The 15,838-nt window shown below is 56.2% G+C and carries 18 protein-coding genes; 14 read left to right on the plus strand and 4 right to left on the minus strand.

The features are described 5' to 3' along the window. Nucleotides 1-28 precede the first annotated feature (28 nt). Nucleotides 29-784 carry a sulfite exporter TauE/SafE family protein gene (locus ACR0AW_RS15130; RefSeq protein ID WP_170733573.1) on the plus strand — a complete coding sequence of 252 codons (756 nt, stop codon included), beginning with the start codon at nucleotides 29-31 and terminating at the stop codon, nucleotides 782-784. On the opposite strand, the gene ACR0AW_RS15135 is transcribed toward ACR0AW_RS15130, so the two are convergent. Then, on the minus strand, nucleotides 781-1,080 hold the full coding sequence (locus ACR0AW_RS15135; RefSeq protein ID WP_170733574.1) for a hypothetical protein: 300 nt from the start codon (nucleotides 1,078-1,080) through the stop codon (nucleotides 781-783). The genes ACR0AW_RS15130 and ACR0AW_RS15135 overlap by 4 nt on opposite strands. A 175-nt stretch (nucleotides 1,081-1,255) precedes the next feature. Here ACR0AW_RS15135 and ACR0AW_RS15140 point away from each other — a divergent pair, with 175 nt between their 5' ends. The 11 genes from ACR0AW_RS15140 to ACR0AW_RS15190 all read left to right on the plus strand — a co-directional run bounded on the left by ACR0AW_RS15140 (nucleotide 1,256) and on the right by ACR0AW_RS15190 (nucleotide 9,688). Then, nucleotides 1,256-2,113, plus strand: a complete 858-nt coding sequence (locus ACR0AW_RS15140) for an HpcH/HpaI aldolase/citrate lyase family protein (RefSeq protein WP_170733575.1) — start codon at nucleotides 1,256-1,258, stop codon at nucleotides 2,111-2,113. A gap of 6 nt (nucleotides 2,114-2,119) precedes the next feature. After that, nucleotides 2,120-2,674, plus strand: coding sequence for an NnrU family protein (locus tag ACR0AW_RS15145; RefSeq protein ID WP_170733576.1), 555 nt, complete (start codon nucleotides 2,120-2,122; stop codon nucleotides 2,672-2,674). Nucleotides 2,675-2,686: 12 nt separating this feature from the next. Then, complete coding sequence (locus ACR0AW_RS15150; RefSeq protein ID WP_170408336.1) at nucleotides 2,687-2,893, plus strand: DUF1737 domain-containing protein; 207 nt, start codon at nucleotides 2,687-2,689, stop codon at nucleotides 2,891-2,893. Next, nucleotides 2,893-3,921: a MaoC family dehydratase gene (locus ACR0AW_RS15155; RefSeq protein ID WP_170733577.1), complete on the plus strand. Its 1,029-nt coding sequence runs from the start codon at nucleotides 2,893-2,895 to the stop codon at nucleotides 3,919-3,921. The genes ACR0AW_RS15150 and ACR0AW_RS15155 overlap by 1 nt, the downstream gene beginning before the upstream one ends. 66 nt (nucleotides 3,922-3,987) lie before the next feature. Further along, on the plus strand, nucleotides 3,988-4,659 hold the full coding sequence (locus ACR0AW_RS15160) for a DUF1194 domain-containing protein (protein WP_370644346.1): 672 nt from the start codon (nucleotides 3,988-3,990) through the stop codon (nucleotides 4,657-4,659). 207 nt (nucleotides 4,660-4,866) lie between these two features. Continuing rightward, complete coding sequence (gene sdhC, locus ACR0AW_RS15165; RefSeq protein WP_170423721.1) at nucleotides 4,867-5,250, plus strand: succinate dehydrogenase, cytochrome b556 subunit; 384 nt, start codon at nucleotides 4,867-4,869, stop codon at nucleotides 5,248-5,250. Between the two features lie 13 nt (nucleotides 5,251-5,263). Further along, entirely contained in the window at nucleotides 5,264-5,647 is a 384-nt protein-coding gene (locus tag ACR0AW_RS15170; RefSeq protein WP_170733578.1) for a succinate dehydrogenase, hydrophobic membrane anchor protein, read from the plus strand. 12 nt (nucleotides 5,648-5,659) lie between these two features. Next, nucleotides 5,660-7,468 (plus strand): succinate dehydrogenase flavoprotein subunit, encoded by a 1,809-nt coding sequence (gene sdhA / locus ACR0AW_RS15175; RefSeq protein WP_170395802.1) that lies wholly within the window; start codon nucleotides 5,660-5,662, stop codon nucleotides 7,466-7,468. 12 nt (nucleotides 7,469-7,480) lie between these two features. Next, nucleotides 7,481-8,260: a succinate dehydrogenase iron-sulfur subunit gene (locus ACR0AW_RS15180; RefSeq protein WP_170408332.1), complete on the plus strand. Its 780-nt coding sequence runs from the start codon at nucleotides 7,481-7,483 to the stop codon at nucleotides 8,258-8,260. Nucleotides 8,261-8,397: 137 nt separating this feature from the next. Further along, entirely contained in the window at nucleotides 8,398-8,538 is a 141-nt protein-coding gene (locus tag ACR0AW_RS15185) for a hypothetical protein (RefSeq protein ID WP_170395806.1), read from the plus strand. Nucleotides 8,539-8,824: 286 nt separating this feature from the next. Further along, nucleotides 8,825-9,688 carry a DUF1989 domain-containing protein gene (locus tag ACR0AW_RS15190; RefSeq protein WP_170513058.1) on the plus strand — a complete coding sequence of 288 codons (864 nt, stop codon included), beginning with the start codon at nucleotides 8,825-8,827 and terminating at the stop codon, nucleotides 9,686-9,688. A 12-nt stretch (nucleotides 9,689-9,700) separates the two neighbouring features. On the opposite strand, the gene deoD is transcribed toward ACR0AW_RS15190, so the two are convergent. From deoD to ACR0AW_RS15205, 3 genes are all read right to left on the minus strand, one after another. After that, complete coding sequence (gene deoD, locus ACR0AW_RS15195) at nucleotides 9,701-10,411, minus strand: purine-nucleoside phosphorylase (protein WP_170733579.1); 711 nt, start codon at nucleotides 10,409-10,411, stop codon at nucleotides 9,701-9,703. Nucleotides 10,412-10,429: 18 nt separating this feature from the next. Then, complete coding sequence (locus ACR0AW_RS15200) at nucleotides 10,430-10,741, minus strand: H-NS histone family protein (RefSeq protein WP_170647115.1); 312 nt, start codon at nucleotides 10,739-10,741, stop codon at nucleotides 10,430-10,432. 115 nt (nucleotides 10,742-10,856) lie between these two features. After that, nucleotides 10,857-12,824 carry a protein meaA gene (locus tag ACR0AW_RS15205; RefSeq protein WP_170733580.1) on the minus strand — a complete coding sequence of 656 codons (1,968 nt, stop codon included), beginning with the start codon at nucleotides 12,822-12,824 and terminating at the stop codon, nucleotides 10,857-10,859. A gap of 145 nt (nucleotides 12,825-12,969) precedes the next feature. On the opposite strand from ACR0AW_RS15205, the gene ACR0AW_RS15210 reads away from it, so the two are divergent. Both ACR0AW_RS15210 and ccrA read left to right on the plus strand, forming a co-directional pair. Then, the gene (locus ACR0AW_RS15210) at nucleotides 12,970-14,352 is read left to right on the plus strand and encodes a 1-acyl-sn-glycerol-3-phosphate acyltransferase (protein ID WP_170733581.1); all 1,383 of its coding nucleotides are present in this window, start codon (nucleotides 12,970-12,972) and stop codon (nucleotides 14,350-14,352) included. A 111-nt stretch (nucleotides 14,353-14,463) separates the two neighbouring features. Beyond that, nucleotides 14,464-15,750, plus strand: coding sequence for a crotonyl-CoA carboxylase/reductase (gene ccrA / locus ACR0AW_RS15215; protein WP_170395824.1), 1,287 nt, complete (start codon nucleotides 14,464-14,466; stop codon nucleotides 15,748-15,750). Nucleotides 15,751-15,838: the final 88 nt, after the last annotated feature.

The following is a 15,838-nucleotide window of genomic DNA, read 5'->3' on the forward strand; positions in this document are numbered from 1 at the left end:
TGAATCATGCATATTTCCGGGGTGCCTGATGCTCGACATGAACCTGATGTTTTTTGCAGTGGCGATCCCGGCGGTGATCTTCGCGGGCATCTCGAAAGGTGGGTTCGGCTCGGGAGTGGCGTTTGCATCTTCGTCGATTCTGGCTCTGATACTGACGCCAGGACAGGCGCTAGCGCTAATGCTGCCGATACTGATGGTGATCGATCTGGCGACGTTAAAGCCGTATTGGAAACGCTGGAGCTGGCCAGATTCGCGCCTTCTGATGTTGGGCGCAGTACCCGGTATCGCGCTGGGCGCGTGGCTTTATCGTGCGACGGATGACGATCTGCTACGTCTGTTGATTGGCGGAATATCGGTCGGTTTTGTGATCTGGCACGTTGCCCTGACCAGAGGCTGGGTACGGGGCTTTGCCAACCAATTGCCTCCATCGGCCGGTTTGTTTGCCGGGCTTATCGCCGGATTCACCAGCTTTGTCAGCCATGCGGGCGGCCCACCCGCCGCCGTGTACCTGCTGTCACAACGCCTGACGAAAACCGAATTTCAAGCCTCGACCGTGCTGGTCTTCTGGGTAATCAACGCCGTCAAATTCGTGCCCTTCGCCTATCTGGGCCTCTTCACTTGGCACACAGCCTTGGCAGACCTGTTGCTGACCCCGTTTGCGATCCTCGGGGCCTGGCTGGGCGTCCGGGCGCATTTCATGCTCTCCGAACGATTGTTTTTCAACATTGCCTATGTCTTGCTGACCCTGACGGGAAGCAAACTGATCTGGGATGCGCTGGTTTAGGTGTTGGGCGGCAGCGTTTCGGCCAGTGTTTCATAAGACTGGCCCGAGGCGATCAGGCAGGTCACACCTTCCGGCAAGGTCACAACAATGGTCCAGCTGCCGGTTTGGTCCGAGGCAAAAACCTCCATCACCGCTCCCTGACGCGCAATACCGATGCCTCGTCGGGTTTCGCCGTAGGACTTTGCCAATCGCTTGATCACGTCCTCGCGTGGCGCACAATTCTGTGCGCTGACTTGTTGCGCTACCAGTACCATGATGCCCAAGCCAATCGTCATTTTCAGCATAATCGTTTTCATTGGTCACCCCTTTCAAGCTCTTCCTCAAAGCAGCGTGCCGTAGGCAAAAGGACATCGCGTTAAGGCAACGCACGTTGCGCAGCGCAGGAAATGCTGCGCTGCGGCGATTTTGTTCTTGAACTTTCCGTCAAAAAATGCCCCATTCCGCGCAACATTATTTCAATGGGAGAGTCCAGTGGACCCGCGCCAACGCCCCTATCGCTCGGTACTATACATCCCCGGCTCGCGTGAACGCGCGCTTGATAAGGCCCGCACATTGCCGGTGGACGCCATCATCTTTGACCTTGAAGACGCGGTTGCGGCTGATGAGAAAGAGAACGCGCGCGAGACCCTCAAGGCGGCTTTGGCCGCCGGAGGCTATGGTGCTCGGGTCAAGATTGTGCGGATCAACGGGCTTGATACCGAATGGGGGCGCGCGGATGCCGAAGCCGTGCGCGAGATGGATGCAGATGCCGTTCTGTTGCCAAAGGTGAGTTCTGCTGCGGATGTGGATGCGCTGACCTCAATCACCGGAGACCTGCCGATCTGGGCGATGATGGAGACGCCGCGCGGGATGCTGAACGCAGCCGAAATTGCCGCACATCCGCTGATGGCAGGCTTTGTCATGGGGACCAACGATCTTGCGAAAGAGCTGCAGACGCGCTTCCGCCCCGACCGTTTGCCGATGATGACCTCGCTTGGCCTGTGCCTGTTGGCGGCCAAGGTCGAGGGGCTGATCATCGTCGATGGCGTCTACAATGCCTTCAAGGACACCGACGGTCTGGCCGCCGAGTGTGCCCAGGGCCGCGACATGGGCTTTGATGGCAAAACCCTGATCCACCCGGCCCAGGTCGACATCGCAAACTCCGCCTTTGCCCCTTCCGAAGTTGAGATTGATCTGGCTCGCCGTCAGATTGCCGCTTTCGAGGAAACCGAGTCTCAGGGGCAGGGGGTCGCCGTTGTCGATGGCAAGATTGTTGAAAACCTACACGTTGTAACTGCCCGTGAAACTCTGGCAAAAGCAGAGGCGATAGTAGCTTTGCAAGCGGGGTAAGCCAGTATGGGCTTTGTTCTTCTGATCCTTGGTGTGGCACTTTGGTGGGTCGCACATCTTTTTAAGCGCGCGATGCCGGAACGACGTGCCGCCATGGGCGACGCGGGCAAGGGCGTCGTGGCGCTCGCCTTGGTGGCCTCGGTATTGTTGATGATCTTCGGTTATCGCATGACCGATTTCATATATGTCTGGGCGCCGCCAACCTTTCTGATTCACGTCAACAACCTGCTGGTGTTGATCGCGTTCTATCTGGCCAGCCCTGCGGGAACCAAAGGTCGCCTGTTGAACAAGGTCCGTCACCCCATGCTGGGTGGCTTTAAACTCTGGGCATTTGCGCACCTGTTGGTGAACGGTGATCTGGCCTCGATCATCCTGTTTGGTGGCTTGCTGGCCTGGGCAATTGTCGAAGTGATCGTGATCAACAAATCCGAACCAGACTGGGCACCGGGCGAACCCGGCACATACGGCAAAGATGCCATGTTCTTTGTGGGCTCCATCGTGCTGCTGGGCGTCGTGGGCTATATTCACGGGCTGGTTGGTCCGTCTCCGTTTGGTGGATAAGGGGCCTAATCAATGGCGAAACTTTATCGTTTGTTGACCGAGGAAGACACATCAGCCTTCTGCCACAAGGTCTCGGACGCGTTGGCAAAGGGATGGGAGCTTTATGGCGACCCGTCTTATGCCTTTGACGCCGCAAATAACGTGATGCGTTGCGCGCAGGCTGTGACCAAAGAGGTCGCCGCTGATTACACCCCCGACATGAAACTGGGACAGCAATAATGGCAAAAACCAATCCGGGTAACTTTTTCGAGGATTATTCAGTCGGGCAGATCCTGCATCACGCCGTGCCGCGCACGGTGACAGATGGCGAGCGCGCGCTTTATCACGCGCTCTATCCCGCGCGACACGCACTCTATTCCTCGGATGAGTTCGCCCGGAATTGTGGCCTGCCGCAAAGTCCGATTGACGATCTGGCGGCCTTCCATGTGGTGTTCGGTAAAACGGTTCCCGATATCTCGCTGAATGCGGTGGCTAATCTGGGTTATGCCGAAGGGCGCTGGCTGCAACCGGTCTACCCCGGTGATACGCTGCGCGCTGAATCTGAGGTGATCGGCCTCAAGCAGAACTCGAACGGCAAAACCGGTGTCGTCTGGGTCCGCACCCGCGGGCTGAACCAACGCGACGAAGTGGTGATCGAGTATGTTCGCTGGGTCATGGTGCGCAAATCAAACCTCGATGCGCCTGCACCAGAGACGGTGGTGCCCAATCTGAAAAAGGCGCTTGATGTCAGCGATCTGGTGGTACCACAGGGGCTCGATTTCTCGAAATACAATTTTGTACAATCCGGCGAAAACCACCGCTGGGATGCGTACAACACGGAAGAAACGATTGATCACGTCGATGGCGTGACCCTCGAAGAGGCCGAGCACATGCTGGCCACCCGCCTGTGGCAGAACACCGCCAAAGTGCATTTCGACCTCACCTTCCGACCAGAGGGGCGGTTGATCTATGGCGGCCACGTTATCTCGATGGCGCGTGCCTTGTCGTTTAATGGCCTGGCGAATGCGCAGATGATCGTTGGCCTGAACGGCGGTGCCCACGCCAACCCTTGTTTCTCGGGCGATACGATCAAAGCCTGGTCCGAGGTTTTGGACAAGGCCGAGACTGGAACTCCCGGAATCGGTGCCATCCGCTTGCGCTTGGTTGCGACCAAAGGCGGCGAGCCCTTCGTTCTGCGCAATGACGAGGGGAGATATCTTCCTAACGTTTTGTTAGATTTGGATTATTGGGCTATTATGCCAATGTAGCCAATGCCTTCTGGCGGCTGACATTCAAGTGATCGCGGTCCGCGAAATCCATGCTACGCTTGGCGCATGATGATGTTTCGTGCGCTCGCCGCCAGCCTGTATCTGGCATCTCAGGCCTATGCTTGTGATTTGGCTCTGGCCTTGGCCGTAGACGTTTCAGGCTCGGTTGATTCCGAGGAATATCGTATCCAAATGGACGGTCTTGCCGCAGGTCTGCGGGACCCCATCGTATCCGAGGCCTTGGTGCGCGGACAGGCTCGGCTGATGCTTGTGCAATGGACAGGTAGTTCTCGCCAGAGGATCACGATCCCCTGGACCCGGATCGATAGTTTTAACACCCTGGACAGTTTTGCTGATCAGGTCGCAGCTGATCCTCGTGTCTGGCGTAACTTCTCAACTGCGATAGGTGAGGCGCTCGATATGACGGTTGCCAGCTTTGACGACGTGCCCGAATGCGAAAGGCATCTTATTGATCTTTCGGGCGACGGAATTTCGAATGAAGGAATCGAGCCGTCGACCATCCACGCCAAACTGCGGGATCGCGGCATCACAGTGAACGCGATCGCGATAGAAGAAAGTGAACCCGATCTGACAGCCTATTTCTTCGAGAACGTCATCGTTGGCGAGGGGGCCTTTGTCGTCTCTGCAGCAGGCTTCGCGGATTATCCCGAACGTATTCGCAAGAAGCTTTTACGCGAGGTGACACAGCAGACTGCAGGGCTGACGCCGCTCCAATAATAGATTCGTGATCACATTGCTTTTTCATTGAAAACGCTAACATTGGCGGTATCGAATGTGATTTGTGATCACGAGAATATTTTGTGTGATCACAAACACGGCTTATCAGCGATTTTGCGTTAAATTTACTGGATTTTGCACCTGCAGCGCGTGACAGAGTCGTAAAAAACAGTAAAACGTTCGGTAGCCAACCGAAAAGGAGCCAACATGGCCGATGTAAATCGAGGCAACCGCCCGCTTTCTCCACATTTGACGATCTATCGTCCACAGATGACGTCCATATCTTCGATTATGGTGCGCATCACGGGTCTTGCGTCTTTTGGTTTGGCTTTGTTGGTCGTCTGGTGGTTACTTGCTGCGGCCACATCGGAAAGCGCCTTTGAGCTGATCAATGGATTGATGACCAGTTTCCTGGGTGATCTGATCATGTTCGGCGCGGCTTGGGCCATTTTCTATCACATGCTGGGCCGTTTGCGGCACGTCATCTGGGATCTGGGATATTGCGTGGATGTTGAGGTGTCCGAGAAGATGGGCATTGGCATGTTCGTGCTGGCAACTGTTCTGGCTCTGATCACAGCCGTAGCGCTTTAAGGGGAGGTTCGCGATGCAGTTTCTCACAGACCGTAAACGCGCGAAGGGCATGGGGGCCGGACGTGCAGGTACACATCACCACTGGCAAATGATGCTCAGCTCGGCGGCATTGGTCATCCTTGTTCCGCTGTTTGTATTTACCTTCGGGCACGCCCTAGGCGGAACCTACGAAGAGGCTCTGGCCTATTACAGCCGCCCGTTCCCGGCGATTATCATGGGTCTGACACTGGTTGTTGTCGTCCCGCATTTGTTGCGCGAAGCCCAGGAAGCGATTGAGGACTACGTGCATGGCGTCGCGGAAAAGCTGGCGCTGATGGCCGCGCAAGCTTTTGCATACACACTCATTGCTGCGGGTCTGTTTGCGCTCGCGCGTCTGGCCCTCGGATATGCGCAGTAAGGAACAAGAACAATGACAGCAGCATATGAATACGAAACCCACGAATATGACGTGGTGGTTGTCGGTGCCGGTGGCGCGGGTCTGCGTGCAACATTGGGCATGGCCGAGCAGGGTTTGCGCACCGCTTGCGTGACGAAGGTATTCCCGACCCGTTCACACACAGTGGCCGCCCAAGGCGGCATTGCGGCGTCCTTGTCGAATATGGGGCCAGACCATTGGCAGTGGCACATGTATGACACCGTAAAGGGCTCGGACTGGCTGGGTGACACCGATGCGATGGAATACCTCGCGCGTGAAGCACCCAAAGCCGTATATGAGCTAGAACACTACGGAGTGCCATTCAGCCGGACCGAAGAAGGCAAGATCTATCAGCGCCCATTTGGTGGCCACACCACCGAATTTGGCGAAGGCCCCGCTGTGCAGCGGACCTGTGCCGCCGCCGACCGGACCGGTCATGCGATCCTGCACACGCTGTATGGTCAATCGCTGAAGAACAACGCTGAGTTCTACATCGAGTATTTCGCCATTGATCTGATAATGTCTGAGGACGGACAGTGTCAGGGTGTCGTGTGCTGGAAGTTGGACGACGGCACGATGCACGTCTTCAACGCCAAGATGGTTGTTCTGGCGACCGGCGGCTATGGCCGCGCCTATTTCAGTGCAACCTCGGCACATACCTGCACCGGCGACGGTGGCGGTATGGTGGCCCGCGCGGGTCTTGCACTGCAGGATATGGAGTTTGTTCAGTTCCACCCAACCGGCATCTACGGATCGGGCTGCCTGATCACCGAAGGTGCACGTGGTGAAGGCGGATACCTGACCAACTCGGAAGGCGAGCGGTTCATGGAGCGCTATGCGCCCCAGTACAAAGACCTCGCGCCGCGCGACTACGTTAGCCGTTCAATGACCATGGAAATTCGCGAAGGGCGCGGACATGGTGACAACGGCGACCACATCCACCTGAACCTCAGCCATTTGCCAGCCGAAGCTTTGGCGGAACGCCTACCGGGCATTTCAGAATCTGCGCGCGTCTTTGCAGGGGTTGATGTTACCAAGGAACCGATCCCGGTTCTGCCGACCGTGCACTACAACATGGGCGGTATCCCGACGAACTATTGGGGTGAAGTTCTGAACCCGACAGCCGACAACCCGACCGCCGTGGTGCCTGGTCTGATGGCTGTGGGCGAGGCCGGGTGTGCCTCGGTTCACGGGGCAAACCGTCTTGGTTCAAACTCGCTGATCGACCTCGTGGTCTTTGGCCGCGCTGCGGCGATCCGAGCGGGCAAAGTTGTGGATGCCGACGCGTCGAACCCGGTTCTGAACCAAGCCTCTGTCGATAAGGCGTTTGACAGGTTCGATGCGGCGCGCAACGCCAGCGGTGCAATTCCAACCGCAGATCTGCGGCTTGAGATGCAGCGCACCATGCAAGAGGACGCGGCGGTTTTCCGCACCTCGAAGACCATGGCTGAGGGCGTCGAGAAGATGACTGCGATCGCCGCCAAGATGGATGATCTGAAGGTTTCTGACAGATCGTTGGTCTGGAACAGCGATCTGATGGAGACGCTCGAGCTTACCAACCTGATGCCAAGCGCGCTCGCCACCATCGTTGGTGCCGAAGCGCGTAAGGAATCCCGCGGTGCGCACGCCCATGAAGATTTCACAGAGCGCGACGATGAGAACTGGCGCGTCCACACGGTCAGCCGTGTCGATGGCAATAAAGTAGAGCTTAGCTACCGTCCGGTTATCGTTGATCCGCTGACGACCGAAGACGAGGGCGGCATAAGCATGAAAAGAATCGCGCCCAAGGCGCGGACGTTCTAAGGAGAGGAACTTATGGTACAACTGACCCTCCCCAAGAATTCCCGGATCACCACCGGTAAAACCTGGCCCAAGCCCGACGGCGCGACCAATGTGCGCAAATTCCAGATCTATCGCTGGAACCCGGATGATGGCCAGAACCCGCGTGTCGATACTTATTTCGTCGACATGGACACTTGCGGCCCGATGGTTCTGGACGCTCTGATCAAGATCAAGAATGAGATCGATCCGACTCTGACCTTCCGCCGTTCGTGCCGCGAAGGCATCTGCGGGTCCTGCGCGATGAACATCGACGGGATTAACACGCTGGCCTGTATCTATGGGATGGATGAGATCAAGGGCGACGTGAAGATCTACCCGCTGCCCCATATGCCGGTGGTCAAGGACCTGATCCCTGATCTGACTCATTTCTACGCCCAACACGCCTCGATCATGCCGTGGTTGGAGACCAAGACCAATCGCCCGGCAAAAGAGTGGAAGCAATCCATCGAAGACCGCAAGAAATTGGATGGTCTCTATGAATGTGTGATGTGTGCCAGTTGCTCGACCTCGTGCCCCAGCTACTGGTGGAACGGCGACCGCTATCTCGGCCCTGCCGCGCTGTTGCATGCTTACCGCTGGATCATCGACAGTCGGGATGAGGCCACCGGTGAGCGCTTGGATGAGCTGGAAGATCCGTTCAAGCTGTATCGCTGCCACACCATCATGAACTGCGCCAAGACCTGTCCCAAGGGTCTGAATCCGGCCAAAGCGATTGCAGAAATCAAGAAGATGATGGTGGACCGCGCGGTCTGATCACGCACCAAAACAAAGCACTTGCCGGGTTGCGGCAAGTGCATGCCGCCTCTGCAAAACTATGCGATGCGCTTGTACGAGCGCGGATCTAAAGTTGGCGCAGGGAGGAGTGATGAGTTCGAAAAGAGGTCACTCCGATGAACATGCAAAACCAAAAACACGACGCGGCCAAAGCGCTGGAATTTCTGGAGCAAGCCTGGGCCTACTATACGCCCGAGCCCAAAGTTCCGGCCAAAGACGAAACACCAGAATTGTTTGAATATGCGAACGCGGCCTGACCGTGTCGCGCGGGCTTGAAAATTACGACACAATAGGCAATGCAGAGCTATGCCCGTTCTATTGCTTCTGCTCGCCGCTGGCGTTTTTGCCTATTTTTTCTGGCGGTCCCGCACGTCGTCTCTGACGCGCGACTGCAGGTGGCGGCAACATCGGAGCGAGGGCCAGTGGCGCTGTGCTTACTGTGGCGCGGTGTCAAAATCTGATGTTGAGCCCACGCAGTGTCTGAAAGGACAATAGCTGCTGTTGGGGGTTTCCCACCGGGCCGAACTGCGCCACTCTCGGCCCATGTCAGAATCTCGGAATACTCCCCGCCCACCCATGGATGCAGATGCGCGCCGCGCGATTGCGCCCGTTATTTGCTACCCGAATGAAGGGCTACCAAAACCCGATCTAGGGCTCTATCAAACTGCGCGTGATACAGCGCACAAAACGGGTGAGGTGTTGGTGCCACCGCGAGATGCGCGATGCTTTGAGGTGCCTGCAGGGCATTTCTTTAGGATCACTTCTGTTGAAGGATCGCAAGTTGGCGATCTAAACCTGTGGAACCTCAACGACCTTTCCGAGCGGTTCTATTCCGGCAAGACGCGCGCGTTGCATGGCACACATATCACCGTGGGTGAGCGCATGTGGTCGAGCTTTCCACATATGCGACCGATGGCGACAATCATTGCAGATACGCTGGGGTGGTACGGAATCGATGATTTCGGCGGGTCGGTGCACGATGTGATCGGGACCCGATGTGATCCCTATACCGGTAATCTGCTAGCTGGATCCCAGTACCATCACTGTTGCCATTCGAATCTGACACGCGCGCTGGCGGATCATTTGGGCGTCTCTTTGGCCGAAGCCGAGCCTGCGGTACATGATGTATTGAACGTGTTCATGTGCACCGGTTTCACGCGTGATACCGGGCAGTATTTCATGAAAGCCTCACCTGTCCGTCCGGGAGACTATCTTGAGTTTTTCGCCGAGATTGACCTGCTGGGAAATCTAAGCGCGTGCCCGGGCGGTGATTGCTCGTCCGAGCATTCATCGGATACCGCAGCCTGTTATCCCCTGCTGGTAGAAACCTTTGCCCCGGCTGAAGGTGCTCTTGAGGGATGGCGCAGCCCCGCGCGCAACGGATATGACCGCACGCACGGGCGCTAGATATCGCGCAATTCAGCTGTCCAGGAACGCCGCCTGCAGCGCGATTTCGACCATGTCGCCAAAACTGCTTTCTCGGTCCGAGGAGGGCAGGGCTTCGCCGGTCAGCAGGTGGTCCGAGACTGTCAGTACCGCCAATGCGCGGCATTTGTGACGCGCGGCAAGGATGTAAAGCTCTGCCGCTTCCATCTCGACACCCAAAATACCGTGCCGAACCATTTGTTCGTTCAGGTCCGGGCGTTCGTCATAAAAGACATCGGATGAATAGATGCCGCCAACATGGGTTGGCGTACCTTTGGCTTGTGCAGCCAATGCTGCAGACTGCAAAAGACCCCAATCCGCGCAAGGGGCGAAGTTCATTTCTCTCATGATCCCGCGCGAAGGGGTGCTGAGTGTGGTCGACGTCATCGCCAGAATAACATCACGCACATTCACACTGTCTTGCATCCCGCCACATGACCCGATCCGGATCAGAGTTTTGGCGCCGTAGTCACGGATCAATTCGTTCACGTAGATCGACAGAGACGGCATCCCCATGCCACTACCCTGAATGGTAACACGATTTCCTTTCCAGGTGCCGGTGAACCCCAGCATGCCACGCACTTCGTTTACCAGCTTTATGTCTTCAAGAAACGTTTCGGCCGCCCATTTTGCACGATACGGGTCGCCGGGCAAAAGAACGGTTTCGGCAATCTCGCCTTTTTGGGCTCCAATATGGATAGTCATTTTGCCACTTGCCCCCGATCAGATTTCCAGATCAGTAATATCGGTACCGGCTTTTATGGCGTCATGAACCCACTGCGGTTTGCGGCCCCGCCCGGTCCAGGTTTGCGACGGATTGTTCGGATTTTGATACTTCGCTTTAGATGATTTTACCGATTTAGCGCTGTCTCCTGACAATTCAGACAACGAAAACCCATATTCCGCCGCCGCCTTTTCGGCGGCTTTCAACGCTTCTTTTCGCTCACGCACTTCGGCGGCTTTTAGCGCCTTTTCGACCCGATTGCGCAATTCGAGCAGTTCTTTGCGCGACATTTTTTCAAGATCGATCGCCATAATCTTCTCCATTTCGGCTATTCCCCTACTTATTGCAGGGGAAATTGAATAAACCCGAACCTATCTATTCCCATTTTACCGGAAATAGAAATGGAGATTTCTGTAATATGCTTTTCTATTCAGCCGCAATTTCCGTTGGGTCAACCAATGTGACGATATCGCCCATGATTGCATTCAATTCGAAATTTTTCGGCGTATAGATTTTCGATACACCCATGGAACGCAATTGATCCGCGTCCTCATCGGGGATGATCCCACCAACAATGACGGGAATATCGCTTAGCCCTGCTGCTTTCAGCCGTGTCATCACGTCCTTCACCAAAGGCAGGTGGCTGCCAGAGAGGATCGATAGACCAATCACATGCGCTTTGTCTTCTTGTGCCGCAGTTACGATTTCTTCGGGCGTAAGACGAATACCTTCGTAACTGATATCCATGCCACAGTCGCGTGCGCGGAAGGCGATCTGTTCGGCTCCGTTCGAGTGTCCGTCAAGACCAGGTTTGCCAACAAGAAACTTCAGCCTGCGCCCCAGACGGTCGCTTACCGCATCTACGGCCGCGCGCAAGTCTTCCAGACCTTCGGTTTTGTTCGAAACAGATCCCGAGACGCCGGTTGGTCCACGATATGTACCGTAGGCCTTGCGCATTTCCTCGGCCCATTCGCCAGTTGTGACACCGGCCTTGGCCGCAGCGATTGAAGGTGCCATCACATTGGCACCAGATTTCGCTGCTTCGCGCAGGGCTTGTAACGCCGCAGCCACGGCGGCGTCATCCCGATCCGCACGCCAGTCGTTCAAGCGCCCGATTTGTTCCTGTTCAACCGCCGGGTCGACGACCATGATGCCGCCATCCTCGGTCTGCAAAGGTGAGGCTTCGCCCTCGGTCCATTTGTTTACGCCAACGACAACGGTTTCATTGCGTTCAATACGGTTCAGGCGCTCGGCATTGGACTCGACCAGCCGCGATTTCATGTATTCGATCGAGGCTACCGCGCCGCCCATCGATTCGAGATTAGCCAATTCGGCCCGTGCGCCATTTTTAAGTTCTTCGACTTTGGCGTCGACAACCGGATTGCCGTCGAACAAATCGCCATATTCCAGCAGATCGGTTTCATAGGCGAGGATTTGTTGCATCCGCATCGACCATTGTTGATCCCATGGACGAGGCAGGCCGAGCGCTTCGTTCCATGCAGGCAACTGCACCGCACGTGCGCGGGCACGTTTGGATAGCGTCACCGCAAGCATTTCAATCAGTATGCGATAAACGTTGTTTTCCGGCTGCTGTTCGGTCAGTCCCAGCGAGTTTACCTGAACGCCATAACGGAATCGGCGGAACTTGGGGTCTTCAATGCCATAGCGCTGCTGCAGAATTTCGTCCCAAAGATCCACAAAGGCGCGCATTTTGCACATTTCGGTGACAAACCGGATGCCCGCATTCACAAAAAACGAAATCCGCCCGCAGAGTGCCGGGAAGTCTTCAGCCGGAACGCGCGGGCGAAGTTCGTCCAGCACTGCAATGGCAGTCGCCAGAGCATAGGCCAGCTCTTGCTCGGGCGTCGCGCCTGCTTCTTGCAGGTGGTACGAACACACATTCATCGGGTTCCATTTGGGCACGTTATCGTAGCAATATTCGGCCACGTCCGCGATCATCTTCAGCGATGGCTTGGGTGGGCACACATAAGTGCCGCGGCTCAGGTATTCCTTGATCAGGTCGTTCTGGACGGTCCCCTGCAATTTCGAGACATCCGCGCCCTGTTCCTCGGCAACTGCGATATATAGCGCCAAAAGCCAAGGAGCAGTCGCATTGATCGTCATCGAGGTATTCATCTGTTCCAGCGGAATTTGATCGAACAGAACCCGCATGTCCCCCAGATGGCAGATCGGAACCCCAACTTTTCCAACTTCGCCGCGCGCCAAAGTGTGATCGCTGTCATACCCTGTTTGGGTTGGCAGATCGAAGGCCACGGACAGGCCGGTCTGACCTTTGGCTAGGTTCGCACGATAAAGCGAATTTGACGCTTTGGCCGTTGAGTGACCGGCATATGTACGGATGAGCCAGGGGCGATCTTTCTGCAACTGCGTCATGGGTCGGGCCTCGCGGATCGGTGGGTAACAAAATTACGTTCTATGGTGGTAAATAGTAATTTTCAGTACATGTCAATTCGCTGCGTTGCGGCATCGACGGTTTCTGCAGATTGTGGGTGGTCGCGTTTGATGGCACTGTGCCCGAATGATGCAGACTGTGGAAATCCCGCTTTGGCTGTTTGTGCTGATCGTGCTGTTTGCCGCGGTCACATTTGCCTCGCATTTTTTGTTTCCGTCGGTGCGCTGGTTTTTCCGCCGCCGCCTTGAGCGCGCCGTCGCACGGTTGAACAAGCGACTGCAGCGTCCGATCCAACCGTTCAAGTTGGCGGGGCGGCATGACATGATTCAACGGCTTATCTATGACCCGCAAGTAAGCCGGGCGGTGCAGCAGCATGCCAAAGAAGAAGGTGTGCCTGACGCTGTTGCCTCAGAATTAGCACGGCGTTATGCGCGCGAGATTGCGCCCTCATTCTCGACAGTGGCGTATTTCAGCATCGCGATCCGTTTTGCCCGCATGCTGAGCAACGCCTTTTACAAGGTGCAGTTGGGTTACGAGGACAAAGCCGCGCTGGACAGCATCGATCCCGATGCGACGGTCGTTTATGTCATGAACCACCGCAGCAATATGGATTACGTGCTGGTCACCTATCTGGCGGCAGATCATTCGACCTTATCCTATGCTGTGGGCGAATGGGCCCGTGTCTGGCCTCTAAGTCGATTGATTCGCGCGATGGGGGCCTATTTCATTCGCCGCAAGTCGGGTAGCGACCTATATCGACAGGTCCTTGCAAGCTATGTAAGACACGCGACCGAAGCGGGCGTGACGCAGGCCATGTTCCCTGAGGGCGGGCTGAGTCTGACTGGCAAACTGGGGCGCCCCAAGCTGGGATTGTTGAAGTATATCCTTGACGGAGTCGAACCGCAGGGGCGGGATGTGGTGTTTGTTCCGGTTGCTTTGAACTATGATCGGGTGCTTGAAGATACCGTATTAACAGCGGCAGCGAAGGATAGTGAACGCCGCTTCCGCGCGCGGATCGGGGTTATCACCCGCTGGTCGCTCAAGCAGATTTGGCGCAGGCTTGTCGGGCGCTACAAGAGATTCGGGATTGCCTCGGTGCGGTATGCGACACCGATTTCACTGAAAGAATTTCGAGTCGCGCACGAACGGGACCTAACGACCGATCTGGCCCGCGAGTTGATGCGCAGGATCGGCGCCGCAATTCCCTTTGTTCCAGTGCCTGCAGCGTGTCGGCTGGTTCAGGAAGAAGGTGAGATGTCAGAGCAGGAGTTGAAGGCGCGTTTGCTGACGTTGGGCGGCGACGCGGTTGCCCAGGATGATGGAGAGGCTGTTGACGATGCCATCAATCAGTTGGTCGAGCGACGGATTCTGCGTCGCGAGGCTGGAGTGTTGCGCCCATCAGGCGAGCGATCAGAGCTGCTTGCTTATTACGCGGCAGCATCAGAACCCGTTGTTCGGGCTGAGAATGATGCAGGTGCAGAAAGTATTTCTGCAACCGCTGGGTCATAAAATTACAAAATAGATACCAAAAACGGTTGCAATATTACTCAGGGACTAATATTTCGTCTTTGGAAAGCCGCGATTCTGCGGCGCGGCAACAGTTGGAAAAAGGAGGCCAGCATGGCTTTGGATGTCGACAGCGGTATCGCGTCGTATGAGGCGCCGGAAAAGGACCTCTACGAGATGGGTGAAATCCCCCCTATGGGGTATGTTCCCAAGCAAATGTATGCCTGGGCCATCCGGAAAGAGCGCCACGGTGAGCCAGACACAGCGATGCAGTTGGAAGTCGTTGATGTCCCGAAGCTGGACAGCCACGAAGTGCTGGTTCTCGTTATGGCGGCGGGTGTAAACTACAACGGCGTCTGGGCATCGCTTGGCAAGCCGATCAGCCCGTTTGATGGCCACGGCCAACCCTTTCACATCGCAGGTTCAGATGCGTCGGGCATCGTCTGGGCGGTTGGTGACAAAGTGAAGCGCTGGAAAGTCGGCGATGAAGTCGTGATTCACTGCAACCAGGACGATGGCGATGACGAACACTGCAATGGTGGTGATCCGATGTATTCGCCCAGCCAGCGCATCTGGGGATATGAGACACCTGATGGCTCGTTCGCGCAGTTTACAAATGTTCAGGCACAGCAGCTGATGCCGCGTCCCAAGCACCTGACCTGGGAAGAAAGCGCCTGCTACACGCTGACCTTGGCAACAGCCTATCGGATGCTTTTTGGGCACGAACCGCACGATCTAAAGCCGGGCCAGAACGTCCTGGTTTGGGGCGCATCGGGCGGTCTGGGCTCTTACGCGATACAGTTGATCAACACTGCGGGTGCCAATGCGATCGGCGTGATATCGGATGAAAGCAAGCGTGAGTTTGTGATGGACCTTGGCGCCAAAGGCGTCATCAACCGCAAGGATTTCAACTGCTGGGGCCAGCTGCCCACGGTGAATACTCCGGAATATGCTGAATGGTTCAAAGAAGCCCGCAAGTTTGGCAAGGCCATCTGGGATATTACCGGCAAAGGTGTGAACGTCGACATGGTGTTCGAGCACCCCGGCGAAAGCACGTTCCCGGTGTCCACTTTTGTCGTGAAAAAGGGAGGTATGGTTGTGATCTGCGCCGGGACCACTGGCTACAACCTGACCTTCGACGTGCGTTACATGTGGATGCACCAGAAACGCTTGCAGGGCTCGCATTTTGCGCATCTCAAACAGGCCTCGGCTGCAAACCAGCTAATGGTCGAGCGCCGCTTGGATCCGTGCATGTCCGAAGTGTTCACTTGGCAGGATCTGCCTGAGGCGCACATGAAGATGATGCGCAACGAACACAAGCCGGGCAACATGTCGGTGCTGGTTCAGGCTCCGCATACAGGCATGCGCACCCTTGAAGAAGTATTGGCTGCCCGCGACTAACGGTCTCAGGCAAACAGCAGCTGCAACACCCGCAGGGCGCAAACACGCCTTGCGGGTGTTCATCGTTTCTATCGATGATTATGCATTT

The sequence above is a fragment of the Ruegeria sp. C5 genome (genome assembly GCF_056537605.1).

Excerpts from the sequence above, each read along its gene's own strand:
- ACR0AW_RS15205 (WP_170733580.1), bottom strand. The coding sequence starts at position 12,824 with ATGACGCAGTTGCAGAAAGATCGCCCCTGGCTCATCCGTACATATGCC.
- ACR0AW_RS15200 (WP_170647115.1), bottom strand. The coding sequence starts at position 10,741 with ATGGCGATCGATCTTGAAAAAATGTCGCGCAAAGAACTGCTCGAATTG.
- deoD (WP_170733579.1), bottom strand. The coding sequence starts at position 10,411 with ATGACTATCCATATTGGAGCCCAAAAAGGCGAGATTGCCGAAACCGTT.
- ACR0AW_RS15135 (WP_170733574.1), bottom strand. The coding sequence starts at position 1,080 with ATGAAAACGATTATGCTGAAAATGACGATTGGCTTGGGCATCATGGTA.
- sdhC (WP_170423721.1), top strand. The coding sequence starts at position 4,867 with ATGGCCGATGTAAATCGAGGCAACCGCCCGCTTTCTCCACATTTGACG.
- ccrA (WP_170395824.1), top strand. The coding sequence starts at position 14,464 with ATGGCTTTGGATGTCGACAGCGGTATCGCGTCGTATGAGGCGCCGGAA.
- ACR0AW_RS15190 (WP_170513058.1), top strand. The coding sequence starts at position 8,825 with ATGTCAGAATCTCGGAATACTCCCCGCCCACCCATGGATGCAGATGCG.
- ACR0AW_RS15210 (WP_170733581.1), top strand. The coding sequence starts at position 12,970 with ATGATGCAGACTGTGGAAATCCCGCTTTGGCTGTTTGTGCTGATCGTG.
- ACR0AW_RS15150 (WP_170408336.1), top strand. The coding sequence starts at position 2,687 with ATGGCGAAACTTTATCGTTTGTTGACCGAGGAAGACACATCAGCCTTC.
- ACR0AW_RS15185 (WP_170395806.1), top strand. The coding sequence starts at position 8,398 with ATGAACATGCAAAACCAAAAACACGACGCGGCCAAAGCGCTGGAATTT.
- ACR0AW_RS15180 (WP_170408332.1), top strand. The coding sequence starts at position 7,481 with ATGGTACAACTGACCCTCCCCAAGAATTCCCGGATCACCACCGGTAAA.
- ACR0AW_RS15160 (WP_370644346.1), top strand. The coding sequence starts at position 3,988 with ATGATGATGTTTCGTGCGCTCGCCGCCAGCCTGTATCTGGCATCTCAG.
- ACR0AW_RS15130 (WP_170733573.1), top strand. The coding sequence starts at position 29 with ATGCTCGACATGAACCTGATGTTTTTTGCAGTGGCGATCCCGGCGGTG.
- sdhA (WP_170395802.1), top strand. The coding sequence starts at position 5,660 with ATGACAGCAGCATATGAATACGAAACCCACGAATATGACGTGGTGGTT.
- ACR0AW_RS15170 (WP_170733578.1), top strand. The coding sequence starts at position 5,264 with ATGCAGTTTCTCACAGACCGTAAACGCGCGAAGGGCATGGGGGCCGGA.
- ACR0AW_RS15155 (WP_170733577.1), top strand. The coding sequence starts at position 2,893 with ATGGCAAAAACCAATCCGGGTAACTTTTTCGAGGATTATTCAGTCGGG.
- ACR0AW_RS15145 (WP_170733576.1), top strand. The coding sequence starts at position 2,120 with ATGGGCTTTGTTCTTCTGATCCTTGGTGTGGCACTTTGGTGGGTCGCA.